The organism is Streptomyces sp. NRRL S-1022 (assembly GCF_000720135.1).
In the GTDB taxonomy this organism is placed as follows: Bacteria; Actinomycetota; Actinomycetes; order Streptomycetales; family Streptomycetaceae; genus Streptomyces.
In genome coordinates, this window is the sequence record NZ_JOIU01000012.1 from 245,686 (window position 1) to 272,354 (window position 26,669).

Here is a 26,669-nt window from a genome sequence, read left to right on the forward strand (position 1 = left end):
CCGTTCACACGGGGTGTGAACCGAGTGCGTGGACCCGGACGGTGTGCGCGCTGTCGCGGAAGGTGCCGGTTCGGTTGACTGAGGTGCCTCGCAAGAGGCCGGCCAAGCCGCCGGCTCCCCCTCGAACGACGGTGGCTTGGCCGGGACGGGCACGGCGTGGGCTAGCGGTGCGTCGACGGCTGCGGGTGCGTCGGGGTCTGGCACGCCCGTGCCCCCGGGTAGGACAGCGCCCCCCTCGTCCGGCCGTTGCGCAGGACCAGCAGGGCCACGTCGTCCGCCGGTCTGCCGGCCGTGTGCCGCAGGAGGGCCCTGAAGAGGGTGCGCAGCACCGCCTGCGGGGACACCGGCTGGTCGCTCACGGCGTCACGCAACACCGCGGGCAGCGGGAAGAACCTGCCCTGCGCGTCCCGCGCGTCCTCCGCACCGTCGGTGAACAGCACGAGGGACTCCCCCGGAAGCAGCCGGCCGCAGGACTCGGCCGCCAGCTCCGCCGGCAGCGGAAACGGCCCCAGCGGCGGGAGGGGGTCCGCACAGGACAGCTGCTCGACCCGCGCCCCCGTCAGCACGTACGGCCACGGGTGCCCGCAGTTGAGGACGCGCAGTTCGCCGTCGCGGCCGATCTCCAGCAGGAGTACGGTGACGAACTCCTCGGCGACCGGGTGGTCGAGGTCGGCGGCGCCGTTCGCGGGATGCTCGGCGCGGGCGCGTTCGCGCAGGTGGCGGGCGAGGGCGCGGTCCAGTCTGCGGAGCACCCGGCCCAGTTCGGGCTCGTCGTGGACGGCCTCGCGGAAACTGCCGAGGAGGGCGGCGACGGTGCCGAGGGCGGCCAGACCGTGCCCGCGTACGTCCCCCATGACCACCCGCACCCCGTGCTCGGTGGCGATGGCCTCGTAGAGATCACCGCCGACGCTCGCGCCCCGGTCGGCGGACAGCTGGGCGGCGGCGACGTCGATCCCGTCGAGCCGCGGCGGCAGCGGACGCAGGACGACGTTCTGCGCGGCGCGCGCCGCCCGCCGGGCGAGCCGCAGCTCCCGCAGCAGGGCACGGCGCACATGGAATATCAGGCCGGTGCCGACGGCGAAGAACACCGCGCTGGTGACGATGCGCGCCCCGATCCCGTCCTGCTGGGCGAGCGGGCAGCCGAGCTTGTAGCCGACCGCGACGGCTCCCCAGGCGGTGGGCAGTACGATCCCCCGCCCGGTGGGCGCCCGTGCCTTGATGCGGATCATGCCTCTGGTCCCCCATGTGGGCCCTGACAGAGAGACGGACCGACCCCGAAAGGCCGGTCCGATTCTGTCGACGGTATGACCCGGGCGGGTCGGATCGCCCTCGGTTGCCACCCGAACGAGTCAGCTCCCGTGACCCGACCCGCATTTATGCAGTCGATGTACGCAGCCGCTAGCCCCGGAGAACCGCGCCCGTGCGCTCGCCCGCGAGGGCGACCGCGGCGTCCCGCGCGGCGGACGCCTCGTCCACGGTCAGTGTGCGGTCGGCCGCCCGGAAGCGGAGCGCGTACGCCAGCGACTTCTTCCCGTCCCCCAGCTGCTCGGCGTTCTCGTACACGTCGAACAGCCGGATGGACTCGAGGAGCTCACCCGCGCCCTCGCGCAGCGCGGCCTCCACGTCGGCGTGCGGCACGAACTGGTCGACCACGAGGGCGACGTCCTGCGTGGCGACGGGGAACGTGGAGATCGACGGCGCCTGCGGGGCACCGTCGCCGACCGCCTCCAGGGCGTCCAGGTCCAGCTCCGCCGCGCAGGTCCGCTCCGGCAGGCCCAGGGCCTTGAGGACACGCGGGTGCAGTTCTCCCGCATGGCCCACGACCTGCTCCGTGCCGTCGGCGACGACGATCAGCTCGGCGCAGCGGCCGGGGTGCCAGGGACCGTACTGCCCCCTGCGCACGACCAGCTCGGCGCCGGCCTCGCGGGCGACGGTACGCGCCGCCTCGACGGCGTCGGCCCAGTCCGTGGGCCGGCCCTTGCCCCACCAGCCGGCCTGCTCTCGAGCGCCGGCGAGGACGACGGCCACGTGCCGCGGCTGCTCGGGCAGCGCGGCGTCCAGCGCGGCGATCTCCTCGTCGGTGGGCCGCCGGTCGACGGGCAGGTGCGTGGCGACGCGCTGCTCCTCGCGCGGGTGGAACACCAGCCCGGTCTCGAACAGCGCCAGGTCGTGCGCGCCCCGGCCGGCGTTGCGCCGCAGCGCGCCGAGCAGGCCCGGCAGCAGCGTCGTGCGCAGCGCGGGCTCCTCGTCGTTGAGCGGGTTGACCAGCTTGACGACACGGCGGGCCGGGTCGTCGGAGTCCAGGCCGAGCTGGTCGAAGACCTGCTCGCTGACGAACGGGTAGTTCGGCGCCTCGACGTAGCCCGCGCCGGCCAGCGCGCGGCCGACCCGGCGGTGCAGCCGCTGACGGTCCGTGAGGCCGCGGCCCGAGGGGGGCTTGGGCAGCGTGGAGGGCAGGTTCTCGTAGCCCTCCAGCCGGATGACCTCTTCGGCGAGGTCGTTCGGGTCGACCAGGTCGGGCCGCCAGGACGGGACGGTGACGATCAGTTCGTCCTGCCCGTACACGTCGCAGCCGACCTGCTGGAGGCGGCGGACGACCGTCTCACGGCCGAACCCGACGCCCGCCACCTTGTCCGGGTGGTCGGCCGGGACGGTGATGGTGTGCGGGGCCGACGGCGCGATGATCTCGGTGACACCGGCCTCCGCCGTGCCCCCGGCGAGCAGGACCAGCAGGTCCACGGTGCGCTGCGCGGCGGCCGCGGCGGCCTGCGGGTCGACGCCGCGCTCGAAGCGGCGGGACGCCTCGGACAGCAGCTTGTGGCGGCGGGCCGTACGGGCGATCGAGACGGCGTCGAAATGAGCGGCCTCGATGACCACGTCGGTCGTGGTCTCCGCGTCCTCGTGGTCGGCGATCTCCGTGTTCGCGCCGCCCATGACACCGGCGAGGCCGATCGGGCCGCGCTCGTCGGTGATGACCAGGTCCTCGGCGTGCAGCGTGCGCTCGACGCCGTCGAGGGTGACGAGCTTCTCGCCATCCTCGGCCCGGCGCACGCCGATGGTGCCCTGGACGAGCGTGCGGTCGTAGGCGTGCAGGGGCTGGCCCAGCTCCATCATCACGTAGTTCGTGACGTCGACGGCGAGCGAGATCGGCCGCATGCCGACCTTCTGCAGCCGGCGCTGGAGCCAGATCGGGGAGCGCGCCTCGGGGCTGAGACCGGTGACCGTGCGGGCGGTGAAGCGGTCGCAGCCGAACGGGTCGCCGACCTGGACCGGGTACCCGAAGGCGTTCGGGGCCGGTACGTCCAGCAGGGCGGGGTCGCGCAGCGGCAGGCCGTAGGCGATGGCGGTCTCGCGGGCGACACCGCGGATGGACAGGCAGTCGCCGCGGTTGGCGGTGACGGCGATGTCCAGGACCTCGTCGACCAGTTCGAGCAGCTCGATGGCGTCCTTGCCGACCTCGGTCTCCGGCGGCAGCACGATGATGCCGTGCGTACCGTCGTCGCCCATGCCCAGCTCGTCGCCGGAGCAGATCATGCCGTGGGACGTCCTGCCGTAGGTCTTGCGGGCGGCGATGGAGAAACCGCCGGGCAGCGTGGCACCCGGGAGGACCACGACGACCTTGTCGCCGACGGCGAAGTTGCGGGCGCCGCAGACGATCTCCTGGGGCTCACCGGTGCCGTTGGCCTGCCCGACGTCGACCGTGCAGAAGCGGATCGGCTTCTTGAAGCCCTCCAGCTCCTCGATGGTCAGCACCTGGCCGACGACCAGCGGGCCCTTGAGGTCGGCGCCGAGCTGTTCGACGGTCTCGACCTCCAGGCCGGCCGAAATGAGCTTGGCCTGGACGTCGCGGCCGGTCTCCGTGGCCGGCAGGTCGACGTACTCCCGCAGCCAAGAAAGCGGGACCCGCATCAGATCTCCATCCCGAACGGCCGGGTGAACCGGACGTCACCCTCGACCATGTCTCGCATGTCTTCGACGTTGTGGCGGAACATCAGCATCCGCTCGATGCCGAACCCGAAGGCGAAGCCGCTGTACTTCTCCGGGTCGATGCCGCAGGCCGTCAGGACCCGCGGGTTGACCATGCCGCAGCCGCCCAGCTCGATCCAGCCCTCGCTGGAGCAGGTGCGGCAGGGCCGGTCGGGGTTGCCGACGGACTCGCCCTTGCACACGTAGCAGAGCATGTCCATCTCGGCGCTCGGCTCGGTGAACGGGAAGAAGTTGGGCCGCAGCCGGGTCTTCATGCCCTCGCCGAACAGGGACTGGACCATGTGGTCCAGGGTGCCCTTGAGGTCGGCCATGGTCAGGCCCTCGTCCACGGCGAGCAGCTCGACCTGGCGGAAGACCGGGGTGTGGGTGGCGTCCAGCTCGTCGGTGCGGTAGACGACGCCGGGGCAGATCACGTAGACCGGCAGCTCGCGGTCGAGCATCGAGCGGATCTGCACCGGCGAGGTGTGGGTGCGCAGCACCACACCGGACTCGGTGCCGCCGTCGGGGCCCTGCACGAAGAAGGTGTCGGCCTCGCCGCGGGCCGGGTGGTCCGGTCCGATGTTGAGCGCGTCGAAGTTGAACCACTCGGCCTCGACCTGCGGGCCCTCGGCCACCTCGTAGCCCATGGCCACGAAGATGTCCTCGATGCGCTCGGAGAGCGTGGTCAGCGGGTGCCGGGCGCCGGCCGGGACACGGTCGTAGGGCAGCGTGACGTCCACCGCCTCCTCGACCAGCACCCGGGCGTCACGCTCGGCCTCCAGCTCGGCCTGGCGGGCGGCGAGGGCCTTGTTCACGGCGCCTCGGGCCATGCCGACGCGCTTGCCGGCGTCGGCCTTGGCGTGCGGGGGCAGGGCGCCGATCTCGCGGTTGGCGAGGGCCAGCGGGGAGGCGGGGCCGGTGTGGGCGACCTTGGCCTCGTGGAGCGCGTCGAGGGAGTCCGCGGCGGCGAAGGCGGCGAGCGCCTCGTCCCGCATGCGCTCGATCTCTTCCGGTTTCAACGCCTCGACCTCGACAGGGTCGTACGACTTATTGGGTGCCGACATTTCTTCCCGTGCTTCCGATTGGCTGGCGGATGGTCCCCGCGACCGTTGGTGGGCCGTGTGAAGACACAAAGGTGCCAAGGGCCGAGTCTAACGGGGTGGAGGTGTACGAATGCGCCCGTGGGCCGCTAGGCGAGATACGCCGGGGCCGCCACGGGCAACGTAAATCGGAACTCGGCGCCGCCCTGGGGGCCGCGGCCGACGGTGATGGTGCCGCCGTGGGCCTCGACGATGCCCTTGACGATGTACAGCCCGAGGCCCGTGCCGCCGCGCTTGCTGCCCCGCCAGAAACGGGTGAAGACGCGGTTCATGGACTCCTCCGGGATGCCGGACCCCTCGTCGCTCACCGTGACCGACGTGCCGGTTTCCTCGCCCTCGCGCGGTGACGGCGTGGGCGTGACGTCAATGGTGACGGTTCCCTCGCCGTGCCGCACGGCATTTTCGATGAGGTTGCTGAGCACCTGGTCGATCTTGTCGGGGTCGGCCCACAGCCCGGGCAGCGGCTGCTCGATGCGGAGCAGGAAGCGGTCGGCGCGCTGGCCGGCCGCCACGTAGGCCTGGATGTGCCGGGAGACGGCGGCCCCGATGTCCACGGGCTGGCGGCGCACCTCCAGCCGCCCGGAGTCGATCCGGGAGATGTCCAGCAGTTCGGCGATGAGGCGGGTGACACGGTCGGCGTCGGCGTCGACGGTCTCCAGCATCAGCCGCTTCTGGTCGTCGGTGAAGCGTTCCCACTTGGCGAGCAGGGTGGCGGTGAAGCCCTTCACCGAGGTGAGCGGGGAGCGCAGCTCGTGGGCGACGGTGGCGATCAGCTCGGCGTGGCTGCGCTCGGTACGGCGCCGGGCCTCGGTGTCCCTGAGGCAGACGACCACGCTGCGCACCGGCCCCAGCGGCTCGTCGCGCACGTAGCGGGCGGTGACGAGCACCTCACGGCCGCCCGGCAGCAGCAGGTTGCGCTCCGGCTGCCGGACCCGGATGGCGAGGCCGCCGTAGGGATCGGTGAGCTGCCACCAGCGGCGCCCCTCCAGGTCCTCCAGGGGCAGCGCCTGCTCCAGGGACCGCCCGAGGGCGTCGGCGGGCCGTACCGCGGTGATGCGCGCGGCGGCGGCGTTGAAGCAGGTCACCCGGCCGTGCTCGTCGGCGATGACGAGGCCGTCGGGCAGCTGGTCGGGATCGACGCCGGCGCCGGCGTACGGGAGCGCGGGCGCGCGCCGCGCGTCCCGTCCCTCCGGCGCGGTGCTCGTGCCGGCCACACTCATCCCCGTACCCCACCTCTCAGACGGCGCAGGGCCCCGCGCTGGTCACCCTACTAGCTCTCGGTGACGGAACGGCACCCTCCGGAGGCGCGCTGTGCACGGGCCGACGCGTAGAGACATACGGCGGCGGCGGTGGCGAGGTTCAGGCTCTCGGCCTTCCCGTGGATGGGGACGCGTACGACGGCGTCGGCGAGGGCGCGGGTCTCCTCGGGCAGCCCCCAGGCCTCGTTGCCGAACACCCAGGCGGTGGGGCCGCCCATGGTGCCCTTGTCCAGTTCCTCGTCCAGGTCGCGGTCGCCGGCCCCGTCGGCGGCGAGGATGCGCACCCCGGCCTCCTGGAGCCCGGCCACGGCCCGCTCGACGGGTACCCCGACGGCGACGGGCAGGTGGAAGTGGGAGCCGACGGAGGCCCGGACGGCCTTGGGGTTGTACAGGTCGACGGAGGCGTCGGTGAGGACCACGGCCTCGGCGCCGGCGGCGTCGGCGCAGCGCAGTACGGTGCCCGCGTTGCCGGGGTCCCGCACGTGCGCCAGCACGGCGACCAGCCTGGGCCGGGCGGCGAGGACGTCCTCGAAGGACGTGTCCAGGAACCGGCACACCCCGACCAGCCCCTGCGGGGTCACGGTGGTGGAGATGTCGGCGATGACCTCCTCGGAGGCCAGGTGCACCCGGGCACCGGCGTCCCGTGCGGCCCCGATGATGTCGGCGTAGCGTTCCGCGGCCTCGACGGTGGCGAAGACCTCGACCAGCGTCGCCTGTCCCCCGGCCCGGTGCCCGGCAGCCTCCCGCACGGCCTGCGGCCCCTCGGCCAGGAACAGCCGGTCCCTGCCCCGGAAGTTCCGCTTGGCGAGCCGCCGGGCGGCGGAGACACGGGCGGACCGGGGGGAGATGAGCTCAGGGGAGACGGGGGGCATCCTCGTACCTTCGGAAACTTGTGGCGCCCCCGGAGGGGCGCGGGGCTCTGTCGGTATGCGGCTCCGCCGCGTGAGCGCGGGCAGCCACGACGGACCCGCGGCCGAACGACGTGCGGTGGGCCCCAACGACAGGACCCGCAAGCCATGACAGCCTGCGGGTCCTCCAGTGAGCGTCGGCTCAGAGCCAGCGCGGCGTCACGCGGCCTTGGGGGCGTTGACGTCCGACGGCAGCGCCTTCTGCGCGACCTCGACGAGCGCCGCGAAGGCGTTCGCGTCGTTCACGGCCAGCTCGGCCAGGATCTTGCGGTCGACCTCGACGTTCGCGGCCTTCAGACCCTGGATGAAGCGGTTGTAGGTGATGCCGTTGGCGCGGGCAGCGGCGTTGATGCGCTGGATCCACAGCTGACGGAAGTCGCCCTTGCGCTTCTTGCGGTCGTTGTAGTTGTAGACCAGCGAGTGGGTGACCTGCTCCTTGGCCTTGCGGTACAGGCGCGAACGCTGACCGCGGTAGCCGGAGGCCTGCTCGAGGATCGCCCGGCGCTTCTTGTGGGCGTTGACTGCCCGCTTGACGCGTGCCACTTGTTAACTCCTTGTAGCGGGGTCGTGGTGGTCTTCACACGACCCGGAAACGATTCGGTCCCGGTCCAGACGTACGGCGCTCAGGCGGCGCCGCGCGTCACTTGCCGAGAAGCTTCTTGATCTTCGCGGCGTCGCCCGGGGCCATCTCGGCGTTGCCGGTGAGGCGACGCGTGACGCGGGACGACTTGTGCTCGAGCAGGTGGCGCTTGCCGGCGCGCTCACGGAGCACCTTGCCGGAGCCGGTGACCTTGAAGCGCTTGCTGGCACCGCTGTGCGACTTGTTCTTCGGCATAGCGCCGTTCTCTCCTCGTCGGTGGCGCTCCGATGCCCGGTCGTGGAAAACCGGGCACGGTGGAGCGTCGCTCTTCTTTCGGTTACATCCTCGGGGACGTACGTCCCCCGGGATCACGCCTCGGCGGGAGCCTCGGCAGGGGCCTCGTCGTGGCCCTCGGCGTTCACAGCGTCCGGGTCCGCGGCGTTCTGCGACTTACCGGGGTTCGCCTTCGCTTCGGCCTTGCGGGCTTCCTGCGCCTGGCGGGCCTCGGCCATCGCCTCGGTCTTCTTCTTGTGCGGACCGAGGACCATGATCATGTTTCGGCCGTCCTGCTTCGGGTTCGACTCGACGAAACCGAGGTCCTGGACGTCCTCCGCAAGCCGCTGCAGCAGTCGGTAGCCCAGCTCGGGGCGGGACTGCTCACGGCCACGGAACATGATCGTGATCTTGACCTTGTCGCCCTGCTTGAGGAACCGGACGACGTGACCCTTCTTGGTGTCATAGTCGTGCGGGTCGATCTTCGGCCGGAGCTTCATCTCCTTGATGACCGTGTGCGCCTGGTTCTTGCGCGCCTCACGGGCCTTCATGGCCGACTCGTACTTGAACTTCCCGTAGTCCATGAGCTTGCACACGGGCGGACGGGCGTTCGCCGCGACCTCGACCAGGTCCAGGTCGTACTCCTGCGCAAGCTCCAGTGCCTTAGCGAGCGGGACGATGCCCACCTGCTCGCCACTGGGACCGACAAGTCGCACCTCGGGAACGCGAATCCGGTCGTTGATGCGGGGCTCGGCGCTGATGGATCCTCCTCGGTAGCACCACACGGCGGTCTGGCGGACAGCCGCGTAACGTCTCTTTTCTGAGACCTAACCGCGCCGAAGCACAAAAAATGCCCCGGCCGATCACATGCGGGGCTCCAAGCACTACCGGAGCACCGCCGCGATACCGCGGGGCGCGCTTTCGGGCGACTCCATCGTCCGTACGGAACGATGGTGGCCGCCTGACCGGGTGACCCGCCGTCCCGGGGACGGTCAGGTGGGAGATCGGAGCCTCCACTTGTGGGCCGGGCACATAGGTCCGGCCGGTCGTCCTTCACATTAGCAGGATCGCCTGACAAGGGCTAATTGAGGGCCGCCGGACCCGACCACCTATGGTGTGGGACATGAGTGACACCCCTGCCGGGCCTTCCGAGGCTCCCGACTTCGACGCGATGACCCGCGACATCGCCGAGGTCCCCGCCGTCGAGGTGATCGTGACGGTCGCCGTCAACCTGATGAGCGCCGCCGCCGTGAAGCTCGGGCTGAGCGAGGAGGGCGACAAGTACAAGGACCTGGACGAGGCCCGCAAGCTGATCACCGGGCTCGCCGGCCTGCTGGACGCGAGCGCGACCGAGATCAGCTCCTTCCACGCGGCCCCGCTGCGCGACGGCCTGAAGTCGCTGCAGCTGGCCTTCCGCGAGGCGTCCGTCGTCCCGGACGAGCCGGGCCACGGCCCGGGCGAGAAGTACACCGGGCCCGTCTACGGCTGACCCGCTCCCTCACTCCTTCACGTACAAGGGCTCGCCCGGAGGCGTGGTCCCGGCCGGCAGCAGTGCCAGGTCGAGGCCGCGCACCAGGCGGGCCCGCAGTGTCTCGTCGGCGGCCAGCCGCTCGGCGACCGCGCGGGCGGCCTCGGCGGGCGGCACGGCCGGGTCGAGGACGAGGGCGAGGGTGCCGTCGGCCCGTCCGGGCCCGAGGTGGGCGCGCAGCACGGCGGGCTCCGCCGCCACCGCCGTCCGGACGGCCGCCACCACGGCGGGGTCGGCGAGCGGGTCGGTGCTGGTGCGGCCCTCGGCGAGGGCGAGCAGCGCCGGGCCGGTCAGCTCGAACGGCACCGGTCCGGCGAGGTCGAGCACGACCGTGTCGGCCTTCTCGTGCGCGGCGGCCTGGAGCGCCTGGTGCAGGGGGACGGCGACGGGCCGGGCGGCCGGGTCCCAGCGGGCCAGGGAGTCCGTGGAGGTGAAGGCGGGCAGCGCGGTGCGGCCGCCGGCCTTGAGGGTGGGTACGGCCATGTCGCTGGTCTTCTCGCGGCGCAGCCCGTTCTCGTCCTCCTCCACCTCGCCGAGCACGGCGACGACGGGGACCAGCAGGCGGGCGCCCTTGAGCGCCTCCAGGACCGGTCCGAGAGCGCTGCGGTCCTCGGCCCAGGCGGCGAGCGCGGCGCTCAGCCGGGGGTCGGCGGAGCCGTCGTCGTCGGAGAAGCCGGGGTCGGGGATGTTCTTGTTCGCCACGGTCACCGACCCTATCGGGGGCGGGCCGCCGGGCTCGTGCGGGGCCACGGACGCCGGTGTCACCGCTCTCACGGGGCTCCCAGCTCTCCCTGACCCGCTTCGACGGGGCTGTGGCTGGTCGACGGCATCGGCCGGGTGACGGTGGACGGGAGCGGGTACCTGGTCGCGGTGCCGTCGAACGGCACGACGAGCCGGGCGGAGGGCATCTCCCGGGCGGAAGCGGCGGTGTCGGCGTCCGGCGCCGAGTGACCCCTGGCGTTCGGCCGTGACGGCGCGGCCGGCCCGACGCCGGGCACCTGCCGCGCGGTGCTTCGCCGCGTCACCCGGAGATCGGGTGCGTCGCCGGACAGCGGCCGGCTCAGCCCGGCCGTCGACGGCTGCGCCACAGGACCACGCCGGCCGCCAGGAGGACCGCGCCGGTGCCGCCGGCGAGCAGGGCCGCCCAGCCGGAGGGTCCGCTGCCGGCCCGGGGGGCGTCCGGGCCGGTGCCGAAGTACTGCTCGCCGTACGACGCGGCGCGCAGGCCCCGGGGCTCCAGGCGGGCGGCGGCTCTGAGGGCCGCCGCCGGGTCGATCATGCCGAAGCCGCGGGAGTCGTCCCGGCCGCCCACCGGGGCGTCCCGTGCGGTGTCCTCCAGGAGCTTCTTGATCTGGGCCGGGGCGAGGCCGGGGTGGGCCGACCTGAGCAGTGCGGCCGCGCCGGAGACGAATGCGGAGGCCGCGCTCGTGCCCCAGCCGGCGTAGTACCTGTGGTCGGGGTCGGCGATGACGACGTCGACGCCGGGCGCGCTGACGGCGGCGTACCAGCGGCGGGTGGAGAAGCCGGCGCGGGTGCCGTACTTGTCGACGGCGGTGGCGGCGATGACGCCCGGGTAGGCGGCCGGGTAGGAGACGTGGTCGCCCTTGTCGCCGCCGTTGCCCGCGGAGGCGACCACGACCACGCCCTTCTTCAGGGCGTACTGCACCGCCTCGTCCTCGCTGGGCTCGGGGTGCGCGGAGTCGGAGTCGTCGCCGAGGGAGAGGTTGATGACGTCGGCGCCGTGGTCGGCGGCCCAGCGGATGCCGTCGGCGAGGGCGTTGCCGCGGGTGGTACGGGCCTTGGCGCGGGCGGGGTCGCCGTCCTCCAGGATCACCCGGACGGGCAGGATCCGCGCCTGCGGGGCGACGCCCATGACGCCCTCGGTGCCACCGGTGCCGTGGCCGTGCCCGGCGATGATCCCGGCCATGGCGGTGCCGTGCCGGGCCCAGGTGCGGTCGCCGGGCCCGGCACCGAAGCCGATCATGTCCTTGGCGGCCAGGACGTTGCCTGCCAGGTCCGGGTGGTCGGCCTCGACGCCGGTGTCCAGGACGGCGACGGTGACACCGCGGCCCTTGGTGGTCCGCCAGACCTCGTCCAGGTGGAGGGCGGACAGGCCCCACTGCTGGGCGCGGATGCCGTCGGCGTGCGCGGTGGCGGACGGCAGCAGGGCGAGGGAGCCGGCCAGCAGCAGGCTCGCCACCGCTTGGGAAAGAGGCTTCATGCGGGCTTCTCCGTGGCTGTGCCGACGGTCTTGCGCAGACGTCGTTCGACGCGGTCGGCCAGGCCCTGGGCCTCGTTGCCGAGGCCGGCCTGCGCCGGATCGGTGGTGGCGCCGGAACGGACGGCGTCGGCGGCGGGCTGGGGGGCGTCGACGGTACGGCCGTCGGCCCAGCCGGAGACGGCGTAGGCGACGACGGGGGCGTCGGTGAGGACGGAGATGGTCCAGGAGGCCCGCTGCCGGTCGCCGAACGCGGCGGCGGCCGTGCCGGCGGCGGCGTACGGCCGGGGCATCAAGTCGGTGCGCAGGTCCAGGTGTTCGTCGCGGAAGCGGGCGGCGAGCGCGGACGTGGCGGCGGGGTCGGCCTTGGTGAACAGCAGGCCGACGGTGGTGACGTAGCTCTGGGTGGCGTCGGTGTAGGTGGCGCGCAGCAGCCGCTGGCAGCCGACCGGGGCGAGGGCCTTGTACAGCAGCGGGTCGAAGGCGTGGGCGCAGCCGGCGTCGGGGGCCACGGCGATCCGGGTCCAGGTGCGGTCGGCGCCGCCGGGGCCGGCGCCCGTGCCCTCGACGGTGGGCGGGAACAGGTCGTCCACGGGCACGCTGTGCCACAGCGTACGGGCGGTGCCGAACGAGTTGGCTGCCGCCTCCGTCCCGCCCTCCCCGGTGAGCCAACTCCCGGTCACGGCACCGCCGATGAGTCCGAGCCCGAGCACGAAGCACACGGCGGCGGCGACGCTCCGCGACCCCACCCGGGGCCGCGTACGCGCGCCGGACACATCCGGCTCCGCGAACGACACCACGGGGCGTCCGGCGTCCCACGCGTACGCCGGATCCGGCCCCGAAGCCCCCATCGGACTCCATCCCCCCCGACCGTCCGCCGGCGAACGCCCCGACTCCGCCCGCCACCCATCCCGCACCGTCGGGTGCGGGGGCGCGGGGTGGCTGGGGACAGGGGGCGCGGAAGCCGGGCGCGCGGGAGCGGGGTGCGGGGGAGCGGGCGGCACAGAGGCAGCCGGCGCGGAGGCCGGGCGGGCAGGAGCAGGAGGCACGGAGACAGTCGGCGCGGAGGCCGGGCGGGCAGGAGCGGGAGGCACCGAGGCAGCCGGCGCAGAGGCCGGACGCGCAGGAGCGGGGTGCGTGGGAGCGGGTGGCTTGGAGGCCGGGTGGCCTGGGGCGGGGTGTGTGGGGGTGGGGTGTGCGGGCGCCGGGTGGCGGGGGCCGGGTGCCGAAGGGCGCTGGGAAGCGGACGGGGAGGAGGACGAGGACGGCACCTGGCGGATCGGGCGCAGGCGCGCGGTCGTCTCCGACGGTGCGTCCGCCGGGGCGGCCTGCCGCCCGGGCGCCCTGCCGGAGCGCAGCCGGGCCGTCGTCTCGGTACCGGTCTCCGACGGAGCCGCCCGGCCTGCCGGAGCCGCCGGAGCCGCCGGACCTGCCGGGGCCACCGGGCGCGCCGGGGCCGCCGTACCAGCCGGGCCTGCCGGGCCTGCCGGGCCTGCCGGGGCTGCCGTACCACCCGGGCCTGCCGGGGCTGCCGGGGCTGCCGGGGCTGCCGGGGCTGCCGTACCACCCGGACCTGCCGGAGCCGCCGGACCTGCCGGGGCCACCGGGCGCGCCGGGGCCGCCGTACCACCCGGGCCTGCCGGGGTCGCCGTACCACCCGGGCCTGCCAGGGTCGCCGTACCACCCGGGCCTGCCGGAGCCGCCGTGGTACCACTCAGGCCTGCCGGAGCCGTCGAGCCGTCGGGGACCGCCTCGTCGGTTCGCGGGCTCGGGCTCGCGCCGTCTGCCGGTACGGCCGCCGGGCCGGGCGGGGCCTGCCGGCCGGGCCGGCCGCCGGGCCCAGCCGGGCCGGTGCCGTCGCGGCGGGCCGCTCGTGCGGTGCTCGGGGGCGTGTCGGGGAACCGGGCCGACGCGGGCGGCGGGGGTGGGCTCACGGGGTCGGCGACCTCGGGTACGGCCGAGGAGCGCGGCCGGTGCGCACGCGCGGCCGGGACGGCCGGCGGCCGTGCACCGCGCGGGGTGAACACCGACGGCTCCTCGTCGAGGTCGTCGTCCGAGGGCGTCGGCGGACGCCGGACCGGCGCGCCGGACACCACACCGGTACGGCCCGCGGAACCGGCGCCGCGCCTGCCGCCGACGGCACCACCGCGCCCGGAGCCGGCCGTCTCGCTCCCCCAGGCGAATCCGGTGCTGCCACCAGGAGCGGCGGTGTCACCCCGCCGCGCGGAACCCGTGCCGGCGGTGGGGCCGGCGTTGTCGCCGGAGGTGGGGGTGGGTCGCGCTTCTGGGCTCATGCACCCCCCGTTTCCTCGTGCCCGGGCCGTCTGCTCGTGCGCGGGCCGTCGCTGCCGGCCCGGCCGCGCCCGGTGCACTGTTCCTCCCGGGCACGCATACCCGTACGGCCGGACCGGCATCCCGGTTCACGTGCGCTCCGCCGTACGTGCGCGTCACTCTACGGGTTGCCGGGGGTCGGTACGGAACCGGTCCGCGGAGCCGGGGCATCTGCCCGGAACGTCCCTCTACCCTGCGGTAATCCTGTCTGGCAGGCTTCCGTCATGACTGCGCGCGCCGCCGACCGGGCCCGTTACGACCGGGCCACCGCCCATCTCGACGCCCCACTCGCGATCGTGGACCTGGACGCCTTCGACGCCAACGCGGACGACCTGGTCCGCCGCGCCGCGGGCAAGCCCGTGCGGGTCGCCAGCAAGTCGGTCCGCTGCCGGGCCCTGCTGGAACGGGTCCTGGCCAGGGACGGTTTCCAGGGGGTCATGTCGTTCACCCTCGCCGAGTCGCTGTGGCTCGCGCGGTCGGGGTTCGAGGACGTCCTGCTGGCCTATCCGTCCGCCGACCGGGCGGGCTTCGCCGAGCTGGCCGCCGATCCGAAGCTGGCCGGTGCCGTCACCGTGATGATCGACGATCCGGCGCACCTCGACCTCATCGACGCCTCCCGCGACGGCGGGCGCGAACCGGTCCGCGTCTGCCTGGAGTTGGACACCTCGCTGAAGCTGCTCGGCGGCCGGATACGGGTCGGCGCCCGGCGCTCCCCGCTGCACTCCCCCGCCCAACTCGCCGAGCTGGCGCGGGCGGTGGCCCGGCGGCCGGGTTTCCGGCTGGTGGGGATCATGGCGTACGAGGGACACGTCGCCGGGGTCGGGGACGCGGTCGCGGGCCGGCCGCTGCGCTCGCGGGCGGTCCGGCTGATGCAGGCCGCCGCCCGACGGGAGCTGGCCGAACGGCGGGCCGCCGTGGTGCGGGCGGTGCGGGCCGTCGCCCCGGACCTGGAGTTCGTCAACGGCGGCGGCACCGGCAGCGTGCAGCACACGGCCGCCGAGGACGCGGTGACCGAGATCGCGGCCGGTTCGGGGCTGTACGTGCCCCGGCTCTTCGACAACTACACGTCCTTCACGGGCCGTCCGGCCGCCCTCTTCGCCCAGCCCGTCGTCCGCCGGCCGGGGGTCGGGACCGTCACCGTGCTCGGCGGCGGCTACCCGGCCTCCGGCGCCGCCGGCCCGGACCGGCTGCCGGTGCCGTACCTGCCGGAGGGGCTGCGGTACGACCCGCAGGAGGGCCCCGGCGAGGTGCAGACCCCGCTGCTCGGCTCGCCCGCCGACGACCTGCTCATCGGCGACAAGGTGTGGTTCCGGCACGCCAAGGCGGGCGAGCTGTGCGAGCGGTTCGAGGCGCTGCACCTCGTCGAGGGGGACACGGTCACGGCGACCGTGCCCACCTACCGCGGCGAGGGGCACACGTTCCTCTGACGAACCCCCGCGGGCCTACAGGGGCGTGACGTACGCGCCCGCGATGCCGCCGTCCACCAGGAAGTCGGTGGCGTTGACGAAGGAGGAGTCGTCGCTGGCCAGGAAGGCGACGGCGGCGGCGATCTCCTCGGCCTCGGCGAACCGGCCGACCGGGATGTGGACGAGCCGGCGGGCGGCCCGCTCGGGGTCCTTGGCGAACAGCTCCTGCAGCAGGGGCGTGTTGACCGGGCCGGGGCACAGGGCGTTGACCCGGATGCCCTCCCGGGCGAACTGCACGCCCAGTTCGCGGGACATGGCGAGGACCCCGCCCTTGGACGCCGTGTACGAGATCTGGGAGGTGGCCGCGCCCATCCGGGCCACGAAGGAGGCGGTGTTGATGATGGAGCCCTTGCCCTGGCGGCGCATGTAGGGGATGGCGGCCTTGCAGCACAGGTAGACGGAGGTGAGGTTCACCTCCTGGACGCGCTTCCATGCCTCCAGGCCGGTCTCCAGAATGGAGTCGTCGTCGGGCGGGGAGATACCGGCGTTGTTGAAGGCGACGTCGACGCTGCCGTAGGTGCCGTACGCCGTCTCGAACAGCGCCTCGACCTGCTCGGGGTCGGTGACGTCGGTCTTCACGAACAGCCCGCCGACCTCGTCGGCCGCGGCCTTGCCGCGGGCCTCGTCGACGTCCGCGCAGACGACATGGGCGCCCTCGGAGGCGAGCCGGCGGACGGTGGCGAGTCCGATGCCGCTGCCGGCTCCGGTGACGACGGCGGTACGGCCGGCCAGACGGCGGCAAACAGATTCTGCGGTCACTGTGCGGGGCCCTCCGTGCTGATGAAGACGTTCTTGGTCTCGGTGAAGGCGGTCAGTGCGTCGGGGCCGAGTTCGCGGCCGAGGCCGGACTGCTTGAAGCCGCCGAACGGGGTCCAGTAGCGGACGCTGGAGTGGGAGTTGACGGACAGGTTGCCCGCGCGGACGGCCTGGGACACGCGCAGGGCGCGGCCCACGTCCCGGGTCCAGACGGAGCCGGAGAGGCCGTAGGGGGTGTCGTTGGCGAGGCGGACGGCGTCCTCCTCGTCGGTGAAGGGCAGCAGGACGGCGACGGGCCCGAAGATCTCCTCGCGGGCGGCTGGGCTGTCGTGGCGCTCCCCGGTGAGCACGGTCGGCGGGAACCAGAAGCCGGGGCCGTCGGGGGCACTGCCGCACAGGGCGGGGGCGTCCTCGGGGACGTACGAGCGGACGCGGTCGCGCTGCCGGGCGGAGATCAGCGGGCCCATCCGGGTCTTCTCGTCGGCCGGGTCCCCCACGACGACGGCGGCCAGCGCGTCGGCGAGGACGGCGCGGGCCTCGTCCAGCACGCTCTCCTGGACCAGGATCCGGGTGCGGGCGCAGCAGTCCTGGCCGGCGTTGTCCAGGAAGGAGAAGGGGTCGAGGGCGGCCTTGAGGTCGGCGTCGGCGAAGACCACGTTGGGGCTCTTGCCGCCGAGTTCCAGGGTGACCGGTTTGACCAGGCGGGCGCAGCGTTCCATGACCTCGCGGCCGGTGCGCGTCGAGCCGGTGAACACGATCTTGGCGACGTCCGGGTGGTCCACCAGGGCGCGGCCGGCGGTGCCGCCGTAGCCGGGCAGTACCTGGAGGACGTGCTCGGGCAGGCCCGCCTCCAGGGCCAGTTCGGCCAGCCGGAGCGCGGTGAGCGGGGTGGTCTCGGCGGGTTTGAGGACGACCGCGTTGCCGGCCGCGAGCGCCGGGAAGGAGCCCCAGGCGGCGATCGGCATCGGGAAGTTCCAGGGGGCGATCACGCCGATCACGCCCAGGGGTTCCCGGAAGGTCACGTTCCAGCCGCCGGGTGCCGGGATCTGGCTGCCGAGCAGGCGTTCGGCGCCGCCGGCCGCGTAGAGCAGCAGGTCGCGGGCGTTGCCCGCCTCCCAGCGGGCGTTGCCGACGGTGTGCCCGGCCTCGCGGACCTCCAGCTGCGCGAGTTCCTCGGTGTGGGCGTCGACGGTGTCGGCGAAGCGGCGCAGCAGCCGGGCCCGGTCGGCGGGGGCGAGGGCCGCCCAGCGGGTCTGGGCGCGGCCGGCGCGTACGACGGCGGCGTCGACGTCCTCGGCGGTGGCGGCGGGGACGGTGGCGATGATCTCCTCGGTGGCGGGGTCGAGGACCTTCAGCTCGTGCGGGTCGGACACGGGATGACCTTTCCCAGGCATCGGATCACGGGGCTGCGCGGGGTCACAGGCGTTCGAAGGAGCGGCGCAGCTCCCAGTCGGTGACCGCGGCGTCGTAGGCCTCCAGCTCGACGCGCGCCATGTTGCGGTAGTGGGCGACCACCTCGTCACCGAAGGCGGCCTTGGCCACGGGGCTGTTCTCCCACAGTTCGGCGGCCTCGCGCAGGGTGGTCGGGACGTGCTCGAACCCGGCGGTGTAGGCGTTGCCGGGGCAGGGGTCGGGCAGTTCAAGCTGCTGCTCGACGCCGTACAGGCCGGCGGCCACCAGTCCTGCCACGGCGAGGTACGGGTTGACGTCGCCGCCGGGCAGCCGGTTCTCGAAGCGCAGCGAGCGGCCGTGGCCGACCACGCGCAGGGCGCAGGTGCGGTTGTCGTGGCCCCAGGCGACGGCGGTGGGCGCGAAGGAGCCGGGCTGGAACCGCTTGTAGGAGTTGATGTTGGGGGCGTAGAGGAGGGAGAAGTCGCGCAGGGCGGCGAGCTGTCCGGCGAGGAAGTGCCGCATCACCTCGGACATCCCGTCGGGGCCGGCCATGGCGTTGCCGCCGTCGGCGTCGGCGAGGGAGAGGTGGATGTGGCAGGAGTTGCCCTCGCGCTCGTTGTACTTGGCCATGAAGGTGATCGAGACGCCCTCCTGGGCGGCGATCTCCTTGGCGCCGGTCTTGTACAGGGCGTGCTGGTCGCAGGTGACGAGGGCCTCGTCGTAGCGGAAGGCGATCTCGTGCTGGCCGGGGTTGCACTCGCCCTTGGCGGACTCGACGGTGAGGCCGGCGCCGGCCATGTCGTTGCGCAGGCGGCGCAGCAGGGGTTCGACGCGGCCGGTGCCGAGGATGGAGTAGTCGACGTTGTACTGGTTGGCCGGGGTGAGATCGCGGTAGTTCGCGTTCCAGGCCTGCTCGTAGCTGTCCTTGAAGACGATGAACTCCAGCTCGGTGCCGACCTGGGCGGTGTAGCCGAGTTCGGCGAGCCGCTCCAGCTGGCGGCGCAGGATCCGGCGCGGGGCCGCGACCACCGGGGAGCCGTCGTTCCAGGCGAGGTCGGCGACGAGCAGGGCGGTGCCGGGGTGCCAGGGGATGCGGCGCAGGGTGGACAGGTCGGGGTGCATGGCGAAGTCGCCGTAGCCGCGCTCCCAGGAGGACATCGCGTAGCCGTCGACGGTGTTCATCTCGGTGTCGACGGCGAGCAGGTAGGCGCAGCCCTCGGTGCCGTGGTGCAGGACCTCGTCGAGGAAGAAGCGGGCGGCGAACCGCTTGCCCTGGAGCCGCCCTTGCATGTCGGGGAAGGCCAGGACGACAGTGTCGATCTCACCGCCGGCGACGAGGGTGTGCAGTTCCTCGGCACTGAGCGGGGGTGTGCGGTCTGCCACGGGAGAGCCTCCTTGGGCGCCATCGCGCTTTTTCGGCCGGGCCGGGAGCCATAAGGTATTGCGGAGAACCATTGCTTGGGAAGGGGGTGCGGCCCATGTCGCGGGACACGGGTGCCGGCGGGCTGGCGGACCGGCTCGTTCCGGTGCTGCGGCCGGTGCGGGCGGGCAACGGCTTCGAGGAGGCGCTGGAACAGATCCTGCAGGTCGTCCGGCTGGGCCTGGTGCCGGGCGGCGAGCGGCTGCCGGCCGAACGGGAGCTGGCGGAGCGGCTCGGGATCAGCCGGGTGACGCTGCGCGAGGTGCTGAAGGTGCTCCAGGACCAGGGCCTGGTGGAGGCGCGGCGCGGCCGGTACGGCGGAACGTTCGTGCTGCCCCGCGCGGACGCGGGCGGCGAGGGTGAACTGCGGCGCCGGATAGCCGAGGTCGACATCGAGGACGTGCTGCGCTTCCGCGAGGTGCTGGAGGTGGGGGCGGCGGGGCTGTGCGCGGCGCACGGGCTGACCGGGGAGCGGGCGGAGCGGCTGCGGCAGGCGCTGGACCGCACCCACGAGGCCCCGCTGGCCGACTACCGGCGGGCGGACACGCTGCTGCACCTGACGCTGGCCGAGCTGTGCGGTTCGCCGTCGCTGACCGCGCAGTACGCGGCGGTCCGGGCCACGGTGAACGATCTGCTGGACTGCATCCCGCTGCTGGTGCGCAACCTGGAGCACTCCCAGCGGCAGCACACCGCGCTGGTGGAGGCGGTGCTGGACGGGGACGCGGACGGGGCGCGGGAGATGATGCGGGAGCACTGCGCGGGGACGGCGGCGCTGCTGCGGGGCTTCCTGACCTGAACCGCGGTCTGCAAAGGTATGGGTGAGCACCTTTGCGGGTGGGCAGTTTTTCCGAGGGCACTCGTCACACGGGCGCTTCCGTGGAACGCCGTCGCATGCCAGGGAGGACAGCATGACCGCACGGCCGCTGATCGGGGTGAGCACGTATCTGGAGTCCGGCGTGCGCTGGGGGGTGTGGGAGCTGGACGCGGTGCTGCTCGCGGCCGGATATCCGCGGCTGGTGCAGCGGGCCGGCGGGCTGGCGGCGCTGCTGCCGCCGGACGCGCCGGAGCACGCCGGGGCCGCGGTGGCCCGGCTCGACGGGCTGGTCATCGCCGGCGGCCCCGACGTCGACCCGGCCCGGTACGGCGCCGAGCGCTCACCTCGCACCGGGCCGCCCGCGCCGGAGCGGGACGCCTGGGAGCTGGCGCTGATCCGGGCCGCGCTGGCCGCGGGGGTGCCCCTGCTCGGCATCTGCCGGGGCATGCAGCTGCTGAACGTCGCCCTCGGCGGCACGCTCGTCCAGCACCTGGACGGGCACGCGGAGCTGGTCGGCGCGTTCGGCGAGCACCCGGTGAAGCCGGTGCCGGGCACGCTGTACGCCGGCATCGTCCCGGACGAGCTGGCGGTGCCGACGTACCACCACCAGGCGGTGGAGCGGCTCGGCGAGGGGCTCGTCCCGTCGGCCTACGCGGCGGACGGCACCGTGGAGGCCGTCGAACTGCCGGCCGGCCGGGGCTGGGTGCTGGGCGTGCAGTGGCATCCGGAGATGGCCGAGGACCTGCGGGTGATGCGGGCCCTGGTCACAGCCGCCTCCTGAGCCAGGCCAGGGCCGCCTCGCCCTGCGCGCGCTGGAAGGCACGCAGGGTGGGCAGGCCCGGCGGCGCCGGCCGCAGCGAACCCCGCAGGAAGTAGCCGGTGAGGGCGGCCAGCGCGGCGGTCACCGCGTCCGGGTCCGCCGCCCGGCCGAGCGGGTGCCCGGCGAAGACCTCCTCCGGCTCCGGGCCGCCCTGCGCCCGCACGCACGGCAGCATGACCAGCAGGTCGAACCAGGGCGCGGCGCGCAGGGCGTGCGGCCAGTCCACGAAGACCACACCGCCGGCCGTGAGCAGGACGTTGTCCGCGCGCAGGTCGCCGTGGGCCAGGGTGTCCCCGGACGCGCCCTCGGCCCAGCCGGCCTCCAGCGCGGCGAGTTCGGCCAGGTGACCGGCGGCCCAGTCGCCGAGCCGGTCCCGTACGCCGCCGGCCTCGCCGTCACGGAGCGCGCGCCAGCCCGCGAAGTCGCCGGCCAGCTCCCCGGCGGCGGGCGGGGCGTCGACCGGGGACGGGGTGCCGGTGCGGGCGAGCACGGTCACGGCGTCGAGCACCCGGCGCAGTTCCGCCGGCCGCCACGGGACGTGCGGCTGACGTCCCGCCACCTCCTCGAAGACCAGCGCCACCCAGGTGCCGTCGTCGTACGACCCGAGCAGCCGGGGCGCCGGCACGCCGGCCGGCAGGGCGGCTGCGTGCCGTGCCTCCTTGCGGTGCAGGCCGGGGCTGTGCGGGTTGGCCTCGGCGCTGACCGCCTTGACGAATGCGGTACCGCCGGCCGCCGTCCGCACCCGGGCGGCCACACCGGGCGAGAACCCGCCGCTCTGCGTGACGGCCCGCACGACCGGCGCCCCGAGCACCTCCCCGACGGCGTCGCGCACGACGGCCGGCAGGTCTTCCCAGGGAGCACGGACGCCCGTGGCGGGCGGGGCGACGACGGTCATGCAGAGCATGGTGCCGGTCCGCCACTCGACGTGACCAAGGGATTTACGCCGGGGCACTTGCGCCGGGGCGGGGCGAAGGGCGCCGCCGGGGGTGCGGGGCGCCTCCGGTTACGGTCGGGCGGGGAAGCGCCGGACCGCACCCGGGAGGGATCCGCGAACGGAGCCGCGAGGCACCCGGACCGGGTCACCCCCGTGTCAGGGACAGCAGTTCGCGGGCCGGGCCGGCCGGGCGGTGACCCGTGGGCCATACCGCGCGCAGGTCGCGGTGGAGGGAGACGCCCTCGACCGGGATGCTGACCAGGCGCCGCATCGACAGTTCCTCGCCCACCGCCAGTTCGCTGAGCACCGAGGGGCCGGCGCCGCTGACCGCCGAGGCCTTCACCGCCGTGGTGGAGGAGAGCTCGATCAGCGGGCGGGCCAGGCCGCCGAGGGCCGCGTCGAGGACCTGGCGGGTTCCGGAGCCGCGTTCGCGCAGGATGAGCGGGGTCGCGGCCAGCTCCGTCGCCGTCACGGGCCGCCGGCGGCGGGCCCACGGGTGGCCCGGCGCGGTGACGACGATCAGCCGGTCGTGGGCGATGACCGTGGAGTCCAGTCCCGTGGGCACGGACAGGCCCTCCACGAAACCGACGTCCGCCTCGCCGGCCAGCAGCAGCTCCGCGACCTTCGCGGAGTTGCCCGCGAGCAGCGAGACGGCCGTGTCGGGCCGCTCGGCGTGCAGCGCGAGGAGCCAGCCGGGCAGCAGGTACTCGGCGATGGTCATGCTCGCCGCGACCCTGAGCCGCGAGTCCCGCCGGTCCCTGAGCGCCCGCGCCCCCGCGTCGAAGGCCGCCGCGGCCTCCACCACCCGCCGGGCCCAGTCGGTGACCAGGGCGCCGGCGTCGGTGAGCCGGGAGCCGCGCGGCGAGCGGTCGACCAGGGCGACGCCCAGCTGCCGTTCCATGGAGCGGATCCGGCTGCTGGCGGCGGGCTGGGTGATCCCGACCTCGCGGGCCGCCGCGCCGAGACTGCCCAGCCGCGCCACCGCCAGCAGCAGCTCCAGCGCGGCGAGGTCCGGTACCCGGTGCGCCAGGGATGCCGTCGCCCGCCGCTGTTCCTCCGCCTCGCTCATAAGACCAGCTTATGTCCTCATAGAGAGGAACTCCCTGGTCAGGGAGGACCGGTCACGGGACCGTGGGGACATGGTCACCGCTGCCCAGCCCCTGCCCCTCCCTCGTGCCGACCGGCTCCGGCACCTGGGCCCGAACTGGTACGCCTGCGTGATGGGCACCGCCGTCGTCGGCTCGGCCGGCGTCGCGCTGCCCGGACCGGCGCGCGGACCGCACGGGGTCTACGCGGCCGTCTGGGCGCTGTCCCTGCTCCTGCTGCTGGCCCTGCTGGCCGCCCGGGCCGCGCACTGGAGCCGCCACCGCGACCAGGCCCGCGCCCACCTCCTCGACCCCGCCACGGCCCCCTTCTACGGCTGCCTGGCGATGGCCCTGCTGGCGGTCGGCGGCGGCGCCCTGACGGCCGGCCGCGAGCTGATCGGCACGCGCGCGGCCGTCGCCCTGGACACCGTGCTGTTCACCACCGGTACGGCGGTCGGGCTCGGGGCCGCCGTGGCCGTGCCGTACCTGATGGCCGTACGGCATCGCGTCGAGGCCGCCCAGGCCACCCCGGTGTGGCTGCTGCCGCTGGTCGCGCCCATGGTGTCGGCCGCGCTCGGCCCGCTGCTGGTGCCGCACCTGCCGCCGGGGCAGCCCCGGGAGACCCTGCTGCTCGCCTGCTTCGCGCTGTTCGGGCTGAGCCTGCTCGCCGTGCTGCTGATGCTGCCGCTGGTCTTCGCCCGGCTGCTCACCGCGGGGCCGCTGCCGCTCGCGCTCACCCCGACCCTGTTCCTGGTCCTCGGCCCGCTGGGCCAGTCCACCACCGCCGTCGCGCTGATCGCGGACGCCGCCCCCGGGGTCGTACCCGCCCCGTACGACCGCGGTTTCGGCGTGTTCGCCGTGCTCTACGGGGTGCCGGTGATGGGCTTCGCGCTGCTCTGGCTGGGTCTGTCCACCGCGCACCTGGTGCGGGCCCGGCGCCGGGGCATGGGCTTCACGCTGACGTGGTGGGCGTTCACCTTCCCGGTGGGCACCTGTGTCACCGGCGCCGCGGCCCTCGCCCGGCACACCGGGCTGGCGGTCTACGACGCCCTGGCCGTCGGCCTCTACGCCGTCCTGGTGGCCGCCTGGCTCGCGGCGGCCCGGGGCACCGTGCGCGGCCTGCTCAGCGGTGAGCTGCTCGCAGCGCCCCGGCCAGCACCCGTGGCGCTTCCGCCAGCGACGGGCCGTACCACGTCAGGTGCCGTCCGCTGACCAGGGCGCAGGGCAGGCCGGGGAAGGCCTCCGGACCGTCGTCGGCGGTGAACCGGTACGGCTCGTCGGGCAGCACCACCACGTCCGGGCGCGCCGCCCGCAGTTCGTCCAGGGGGACGCGGGGGTAGCGCTCGGGGTACGTGGCGTGGACGTGGTCCACGCCCAGGCGGGCCAGGACGTCGCCGGCGAAGGTGTCCCGGCCGAGGACCATCCAGGGCCGGCGCCAGACCGGTACGACCGCTGTCCGGCGCTCCGCCGGCCCGGGCGGCGCCGCCCAGGCGGCCTCGGCCGCGTCCAGCCAGCGGGGCCGGGCCGGCGCACCGCACGCGGTGAGCACCCGGTCCAGCTCGGTGAAGGCCTGCGGGACGCCGCGCACCTCGGTGACCAGCACCTCGACGCCCGCAGAGCGCAGGGCGTCGAGGTCGACGGCGCGGTTCTCCTCCTCGTTGGCGATCACCAGGTCGGGGGCGAGGGCGAGGATGCGGTCCACTTCGGGATTCTTCGTCCCGCCGATCCGGGTGACGTCGAGGCCCGCCGGGTGGGTGCACCAGTCGGTGGCGCCGACGAGGGCGCCGGGCAGGGTGACCGCCACGGCTTCGGTGAGCGACGGGACCAGGGAGACGACCCGGGCCGTGGAGGGGCGCGGGGCACCGCGCGACCGGCCGCGGCGGACCTGCGGACGGCCGGCGGTCATGCCGCGCGCCTGCGCCGGGCCCACCGGGCTCCCCTGCCCACTCGCCGTACCCGTCGCACCCTCAGCGAGACCGGTCCTGGACGGCCTCGATGTGCTCCGCCACCGCGACCACGATGATCCGGGTGTCCGGAACGGTGGCCCGCCACCGGTGCCGTACCCCGCCGGTCAGGTACAGGGTGTCGCCGCGGCCGAGCCGGTACGCCCGCCCCTCGGCCTCGATCTCCACCGCTCCGTCGGCGACGTACATCAGCTCGTCGTTGCGGTGCTGGAACTCGCGGCCGGCGTCGTGGTCGCCGGTGAACTCGGAGGCGTGCAGCTGATGGTGGCCGCGCACCAGGGTGCGGGTGCGCGGGTCGAAGTCGCCCTCGGGGAGGTGATCGGCGCGGACGACGTCGACACTGGCGGCCGGGTCTGCGGCGGCGAGGAGCTCGACGGCCGTGGTCCGCAGCGCGTCGGCCAGCTTCTCCAGGGAGGTGCGGCTCGGGCGGGCGCGGTCGTTCTCGACCTGGCTGAGGAAGGGCACCGAGAGGCCGCTGCGCTCGGCGACGACGGCGAGGGTCAGTTCCAGCGCACGGCGGCGCCGGCGGACGGCCGCGCCCACCCGCACGGGCTGCTGCTCTTTGTGGTCGCCCATCGCTCCGGCTCCCTCCCTCACTCGTCGTGCCGCTGTCCGAGTGCCCGCTGCGGGGCACACCTCTTCCGATGACTTCTCTGCACCCTACGCATGTTCGGCAAACCGTTTCACGTGGCCGTCACATCCCTGACATCCCCGTGCTCCCCCACCCCGTCGGTTCGCGCCAGCGCCGGGGCCGGCGACCGGTCCGGGACCCGGTCACCCCGGAGGATGAACTCGCCGACCAGCCGGGCGGGGCACCCCGGCCCGGGCCAACGCTCCTGACGCAGGGTGATTGGCCTGATCCCGACCGCGGGCAGAACGCGTCGAGGTAGCACCGGGCGCTGTCGGTGGCGTGCGGCATGATGCGTGCGTGACCGGACGACTGATGCTTCTCGACACCGCCTCGCTGTACTTCCGCGCCTACTTCGGCGTCCCGGACTCCGTGAAGGCGCCGGACGGCACGCCCGTCAACGCGGTCCGCGGGCTGCTGGACTTCATCGACCGGCTGGTCAAGGACCACCGCCCGGAGCACCTGGTGGCCTGCATGGACGCCGACTGGCGCCCGCAGTGGCGGGTGGACCTCATCCCCACCTACAAGGCGCACCGGGTCGCCGAGGAGCACGCGGGCACGCCGGACGAGGAGGAGGTGCCGGACACCCTCGCCCCGCAGGTGCCGGTGATCGAGGAGGTGCTGGACGCGATCGGCATCGCGCGCGTCGGTGTCGCGGGGTACGAGGCGGACGACGTGATCGGCACGTTCACCGCGCGGGCCCGGGGTCCGGTCGACATCGTCACCGGTGACCGCGATCTGTACCAGCTGGTGGACGACGAGCGGGAGATCCGGGTGCTGTACCCGCTGAAGGGCGTCGGCACGCTCCAGCTGACCGACGCGGCGGTGCTGCGCGAGAAGTATGGCGTCGACGGGCGTGGGTACGCGGATCTGGCGCTGCTGCGCGGCGACCCGAGCGACGGCCTGCCGGGCGTGGCCGGGATCGGCGAGAAGACGGCCGCCAAGCTGCTCGCCGAGTTCGGCGACCTGGCCGGGATCATGGCGGCGGTCGACGACCCGCGGGCGAAGCTCACGCCGTCGCAGCGCAAGCGGCTCACCGAGGCCCGGCCGTACGTCGCGGTCGCGCCGAAGGTCGTGCGGGTGGCCGGTGACGTGCCGCTGCCGGACGTCGACACGGCCCTGCCGCGGGCCCCGCGCGATCCGGCGGCACTGGAGGCGCTGGGGCACCGGTGGGGCCTCGGCGGCTCCCTGCAGCGGCTGTTGACGACGCTCGCGCGGTGACGGCGA

At 74.3% G+C, this 26,669-nt stretch carries 24 protein-coding genes; 6 read left to right on the forward strand and 18 right to left on the reverse strand.

Going from position 1 to position 26,669, the window contains the following annotated elements:
• Positions 1-161: 161 nt before the first annotated feature.
• From IG05_RS0118920 to infC, 8 genes are all read right to left on the reverse strand, one after another.
• Positions 162-1,229 carry a PP2C family protein-serine/threonine phosphatase gene (locus IG05_RS0118920; RefSeq protein ID WP_030344045.1) on the reverse strand — a complete coding sequence of 356 codons (1,068 nt, stop codon included), beginning with the start codon at positions 1,227-1,229 and terminating at the stop codon, positions 162-164.
• 169 nt (positions 1,230-1,398) lie between these two features.
• Complete coding sequence (pheT, locus tag IG05_RS0118925; protein ID WP_030344047.1) at positions 1,399-3,909, reverse strand: phenylalanine--tRNA ligase subunit beta; 2,511 nt, start codon at positions 3,907-3,909, stop codon at positions 1,399-1,401.
• Complete coding sequence (gene pheS, locus IG05_RS0118930) at positions 3,909-5,030, reverse strand: phenylalanine--tRNA ligase subunit alpha (RefSeq protein ID WP_051790048.1); 1,122 nt, start codon at positions 5,028-5,030, stop codon at positions 3,909-3,911. The genes pheT and pheS overlap by 1 nt, the downstream gene beginning before the upstream one ends.
• A gap of 125 nt (positions 5,031-5,155) precedes the next feature.
• Positions 5,156-6,286, reverse strand: coding sequence for a sensor histidine kinase (locus IG05_RS0118935; RefSeq protein ID WP_030344049.1), 1,131 nt, complete (start codon positions 6,284-6,286; stop codon positions 5,156-5,158).
• A gap of 50 nt (positions 6,287-6,336) precedes the next feature.
• Positions 6,337-7,197 (reverse strand): TrmH family RNA methyltransferase, encoded by an 861-nt coding sequence (locus tag IG05_RS0118940; protein ID WP_030344050.1) that lies wholly within the window; start codon positions 7,195-7,197, stop codon positions 6,337-6,339.
• 195 nt (positions 7,198-7,392) lie between these two features.
• Complete coding sequence (gene rplT / locus IG05_RS0118945) at positions 7,393-7,776, reverse strand: 50S ribosomal protein L20 (RefSeq protein WP_006141703.1); 384 nt, start codon at positions 7,774-7,776, stop codon at positions 7,393-7,395.
• A 97-nt stretch (positions 7,777-7,873) separates the two neighbouring features.
• Positions 7,874-8,068 carry a 50S ribosomal protein L35 gene (gene rpmI / locus IG05_RS0118950; RefSeq protein ID WP_004933563.1) on the reverse strand — a complete coding sequence of 65 codons (195 nt, stop codon included), beginning with the start codon at positions 8,066-8,068 and terminating at the stop codon, positions 7,874-7,876.
• Positions 8,069-8,181: 113 nt separating this feature from the next.
• Positions 8,182-8,871: a translation initiation factor IF-3 gene (gene infC, locus IG05_RS0118955; RefSeq protein WP_078894323.1), complete on the reverse strand. Its 690-nt coding sequence runs from the start codon at positions 8,869-8,871 to the stop codon at positions 8,182-8,184.
• A 338-nt stretch (positions 8,872-9,209) separates the two neighbouring features.
• Here infC and IG05_RS0118960 point away from each other — a divergent pair, with 338 nt between their 5' ends.
• Complete coding sequence (locus IG05_RS0118960; RefSeq protein ID WP_030344052.1) at positions 9,210-9,575, forward strand: DUF1844 domain-containing protein; 366 nt, start codon at positions 9,210-9,212, stop codon at positions 9,573-9,575.
• Between the two features lie 9 nt (positions 9,576-9,584).
• Here IG05_RS0118960 and IG05_RS0118965 read toward each other — a convergent pair whose 3' ends face one another.
• From IG05_RS0118965 to IG05_RS0118980, 3 genes are all read right to left on the reverse strand, one after another.
• Entirely contained in the window at positions 9,585-10,316 is a 732-nt protein-coding gene (locus tag IG05_RS0118965; RefSeq protein WP_030344053.1) for an SseB family protein, read from the reverse strand.
• 358 nt (positions 10,317-10,674) lie between these two features.
• Positions 10,675-11,835, reverse strand: a complete 1,161-nt coding sequence (gene mycP / locus IG05_RS0118975) for a type VII secretion-associated serine protease mycosin (RefSeq protein WP_030344055.1) — start codon at positions 11,833-11,835, stop codon at positions 10,675-10,677.
• Positions 11,832-12,581 carry a hypothetical protein gene (locus IG05_RS0118980; protein WP_234335924.1) on the reverse strand — a complete coding sequence of 250 codons (750 nt, stop codon included), beginning with the start codon at positions 12,579-12,581 and terminating at the stop codon, positions 11,832-11,834. The genes mycP and IG05_RS0118980 overlap by 4 nt, the downstream gene beginning before the upstream one ends.
• Before the next feature lie 1,806 nt (positions 12,582-14,387).
• On the opposite strand from IG05_RS0118980, the gene IG05_RS0118985 reads away from it, so the two are divergent.
• Positions 14,388-15,590 carry an amino acid deaminase/aldolase gene (locus IG05_RS0118985; protein WP_030344057.1) on the forward strand — a complete coding sequence of 401 codons (1,203 nt, stop codon included), beginning with the start codon at positions 14,388-14,390 and terminating at the stop codon, positions 15,588-15,590.
• 15 nt (positions 15,591-15,605) lie between these two features.
• On the opposite strand, the gene IG05_RS0118990 is transcribed toward IG05_RS0118985, so the two are convergent.
• Genes IG05_RS0118990 through IG05_RS0119000 form a run of 3 tightly spaced genes read right to left on the reverse strand, consistent with a single transcriptional unit; the run spans position 15,606 to position 19,160 of the window.
• On the reverse strand, positions 15,606-16,388 hold the full coding sequence (locus IG05_RS0118990) for a 3-oxoacyl-ACP reductase (protein WP_030344058.1): 783 nt from the start codon (positions 16,386-16,388) through the stop codon (positions 15,606-15,608).
• Entirely contained in the window at positions 16,385-17,758 is a 1,374-nt protein-coding gene (locus tag IG05_RS0118995) for an aldehyde dehydrogenase family protein (RefSeq protein ID WP_030344059.1), read from the reverse strand. The genes IG05_RS0118990 and IG05_RS0118995 overlap by 4 nt, the downstream gene beginning before the upstream one ends.
• A 43-nt stretch (positions 17,759-17,801) precedes the next feature.
• Positions 17,802-19,160, reverse strand: a complete 1,359-nt coding sequence (locus IG05_RS0119000; protein WP_030344060.1) for a glutamine synthetase family protein — start codon at positions 19,158-19,160, stop codon at positions 17,802-17,804.
• 95 nt (positions 19,161-19,255) lie between these two features.
• On the opposite strand from IG05_RS0119000, the gene IG05_RS0119005 reads away from it, so the two are divergent.
• Both IG05_RS0119005 and IG05_RS0119010 read left to right on the forward strand, forming a co-directional pair.
• On the forward strand, positions 19,256-19,993 hold the full coding sequence (locus IG05_RS0119005) for a FadR/GntR family transcriptional regulator (RefSeq protein ID WP_030344061.1): 738 nt from the start codon (positions 19,256-19,258) through the stop codon (positions 19,991-19,993).
• 112 nt (positions 19,994-20,105) lie between these two features.
• Positions 20,106-20,792, forward strand: a complete 687-nt coding sequence (locus tag IG05_RS0119010; protein ID WP_030344063.1) for a gamma-glutamyl-gamma-aminobutyrate hydrolase family protein — start codon at positions 20,106-20,108, stop codon at positions 20,790-20,792.
• Here IG05_RS0119010 and IG05_RS0119015 read toward each other — a convergent pair.
• Both IG05_RS0119015 and IG05_RS0119020 read right to left on the reverse strand, forming a co-directional pair.
• Positions 20,776-21,726: an aminoglycoside phosphotransferase family protein gene (locus IG05_RS0119015; RefSeq protein WP_030344064.1), complete on the reverse strand. Its 951-nt coding sequence runs from the start codon at positions 21,724-21,726 to the stop codon at positions 20,776-20,778. The two genes, IG05_RS0119010 and IG05_RS0119015, sit on opposite strands and share 17 nt — an antisense overlap.
• Positions 21,727-21,910: 184 nt before the next feature.
• Complete coding sequence (locus tag IG05_RS0119020) at positions 21,911-22,834, reverse strand: LysR family transcriptional regulator (RefSeq protein WP_030344066.1); 924 nt, start codon at positions 22,832-22,834, stop codon at positions 21,911-21,913.
• A gap of 70 nt (positions 22,835-22,904) precedes the next feature.
• Here IG05_RS0119020 and IG05_RS0119025 point away from each other — a divergent pair, with 70 nt between their 5' ends.
• Complete coding sequence (locus IG05_RS0119025) at positions 22,905-24,062, forward strand: TDT family transporter (protein ID WP_030344067.1); 1,158 nt, start codon at positions 22,905-22,907, stop codon at positions 24,060-24,062.
• On the opposite strand, the gene IG05_RS0119030 is transcribed toward IG05_RS0119025, so the two are convergent.
• Together IG05_RS0119030 and IG05_RS0119035 are read right to left on the reverse strand one after the other, a co-directional pair.
• Positions 23,974-24,756, reverse strand: coding sequence for a helical backbone metal receptor (locus IG05_RS0119030; protein WP_158838959.1), 783 nt, complete (start codon positions 24,754-24,756; stop codon positions 23,974-23,976). The two genes, IG05_RS0119025 and IG05_RS0119030, sit on opposite strands and share 89 nt — an antisense overlap.
• A 61-nt stretch (positions 24,757-24,817) precedes the next feature.
• A complete protein-coding gene (locus IG05_RS0119035; protein ID WP_030344070.1) occupies positions 24,818-25,390 on the reverse strand; it encodes a helix-turn-helix domain-containing protein in 573 nt (190 codons plus the stop codon).
• A gap of 352 nt (positions 25,391-25,742) precedes the next feature.
• Between IG05_RS0119035 and IG05_RS0119040 the strand changes: the two genes are divergently transcribed.
• Positions 25,743-26,663: a 5'-3' exonuclease gene (locus tag IG05_RS0119040; RefSeq protein WP_030344072.1), complete on the forward strand. Its 921-nt coding sequence runs from the start codon at positions 25,743-25,745 to the stop codon at positions 26,661-26,663.
• The last annotated feature ends 6 nt before the right edge of the window (positions 26,664-26,669 follow it).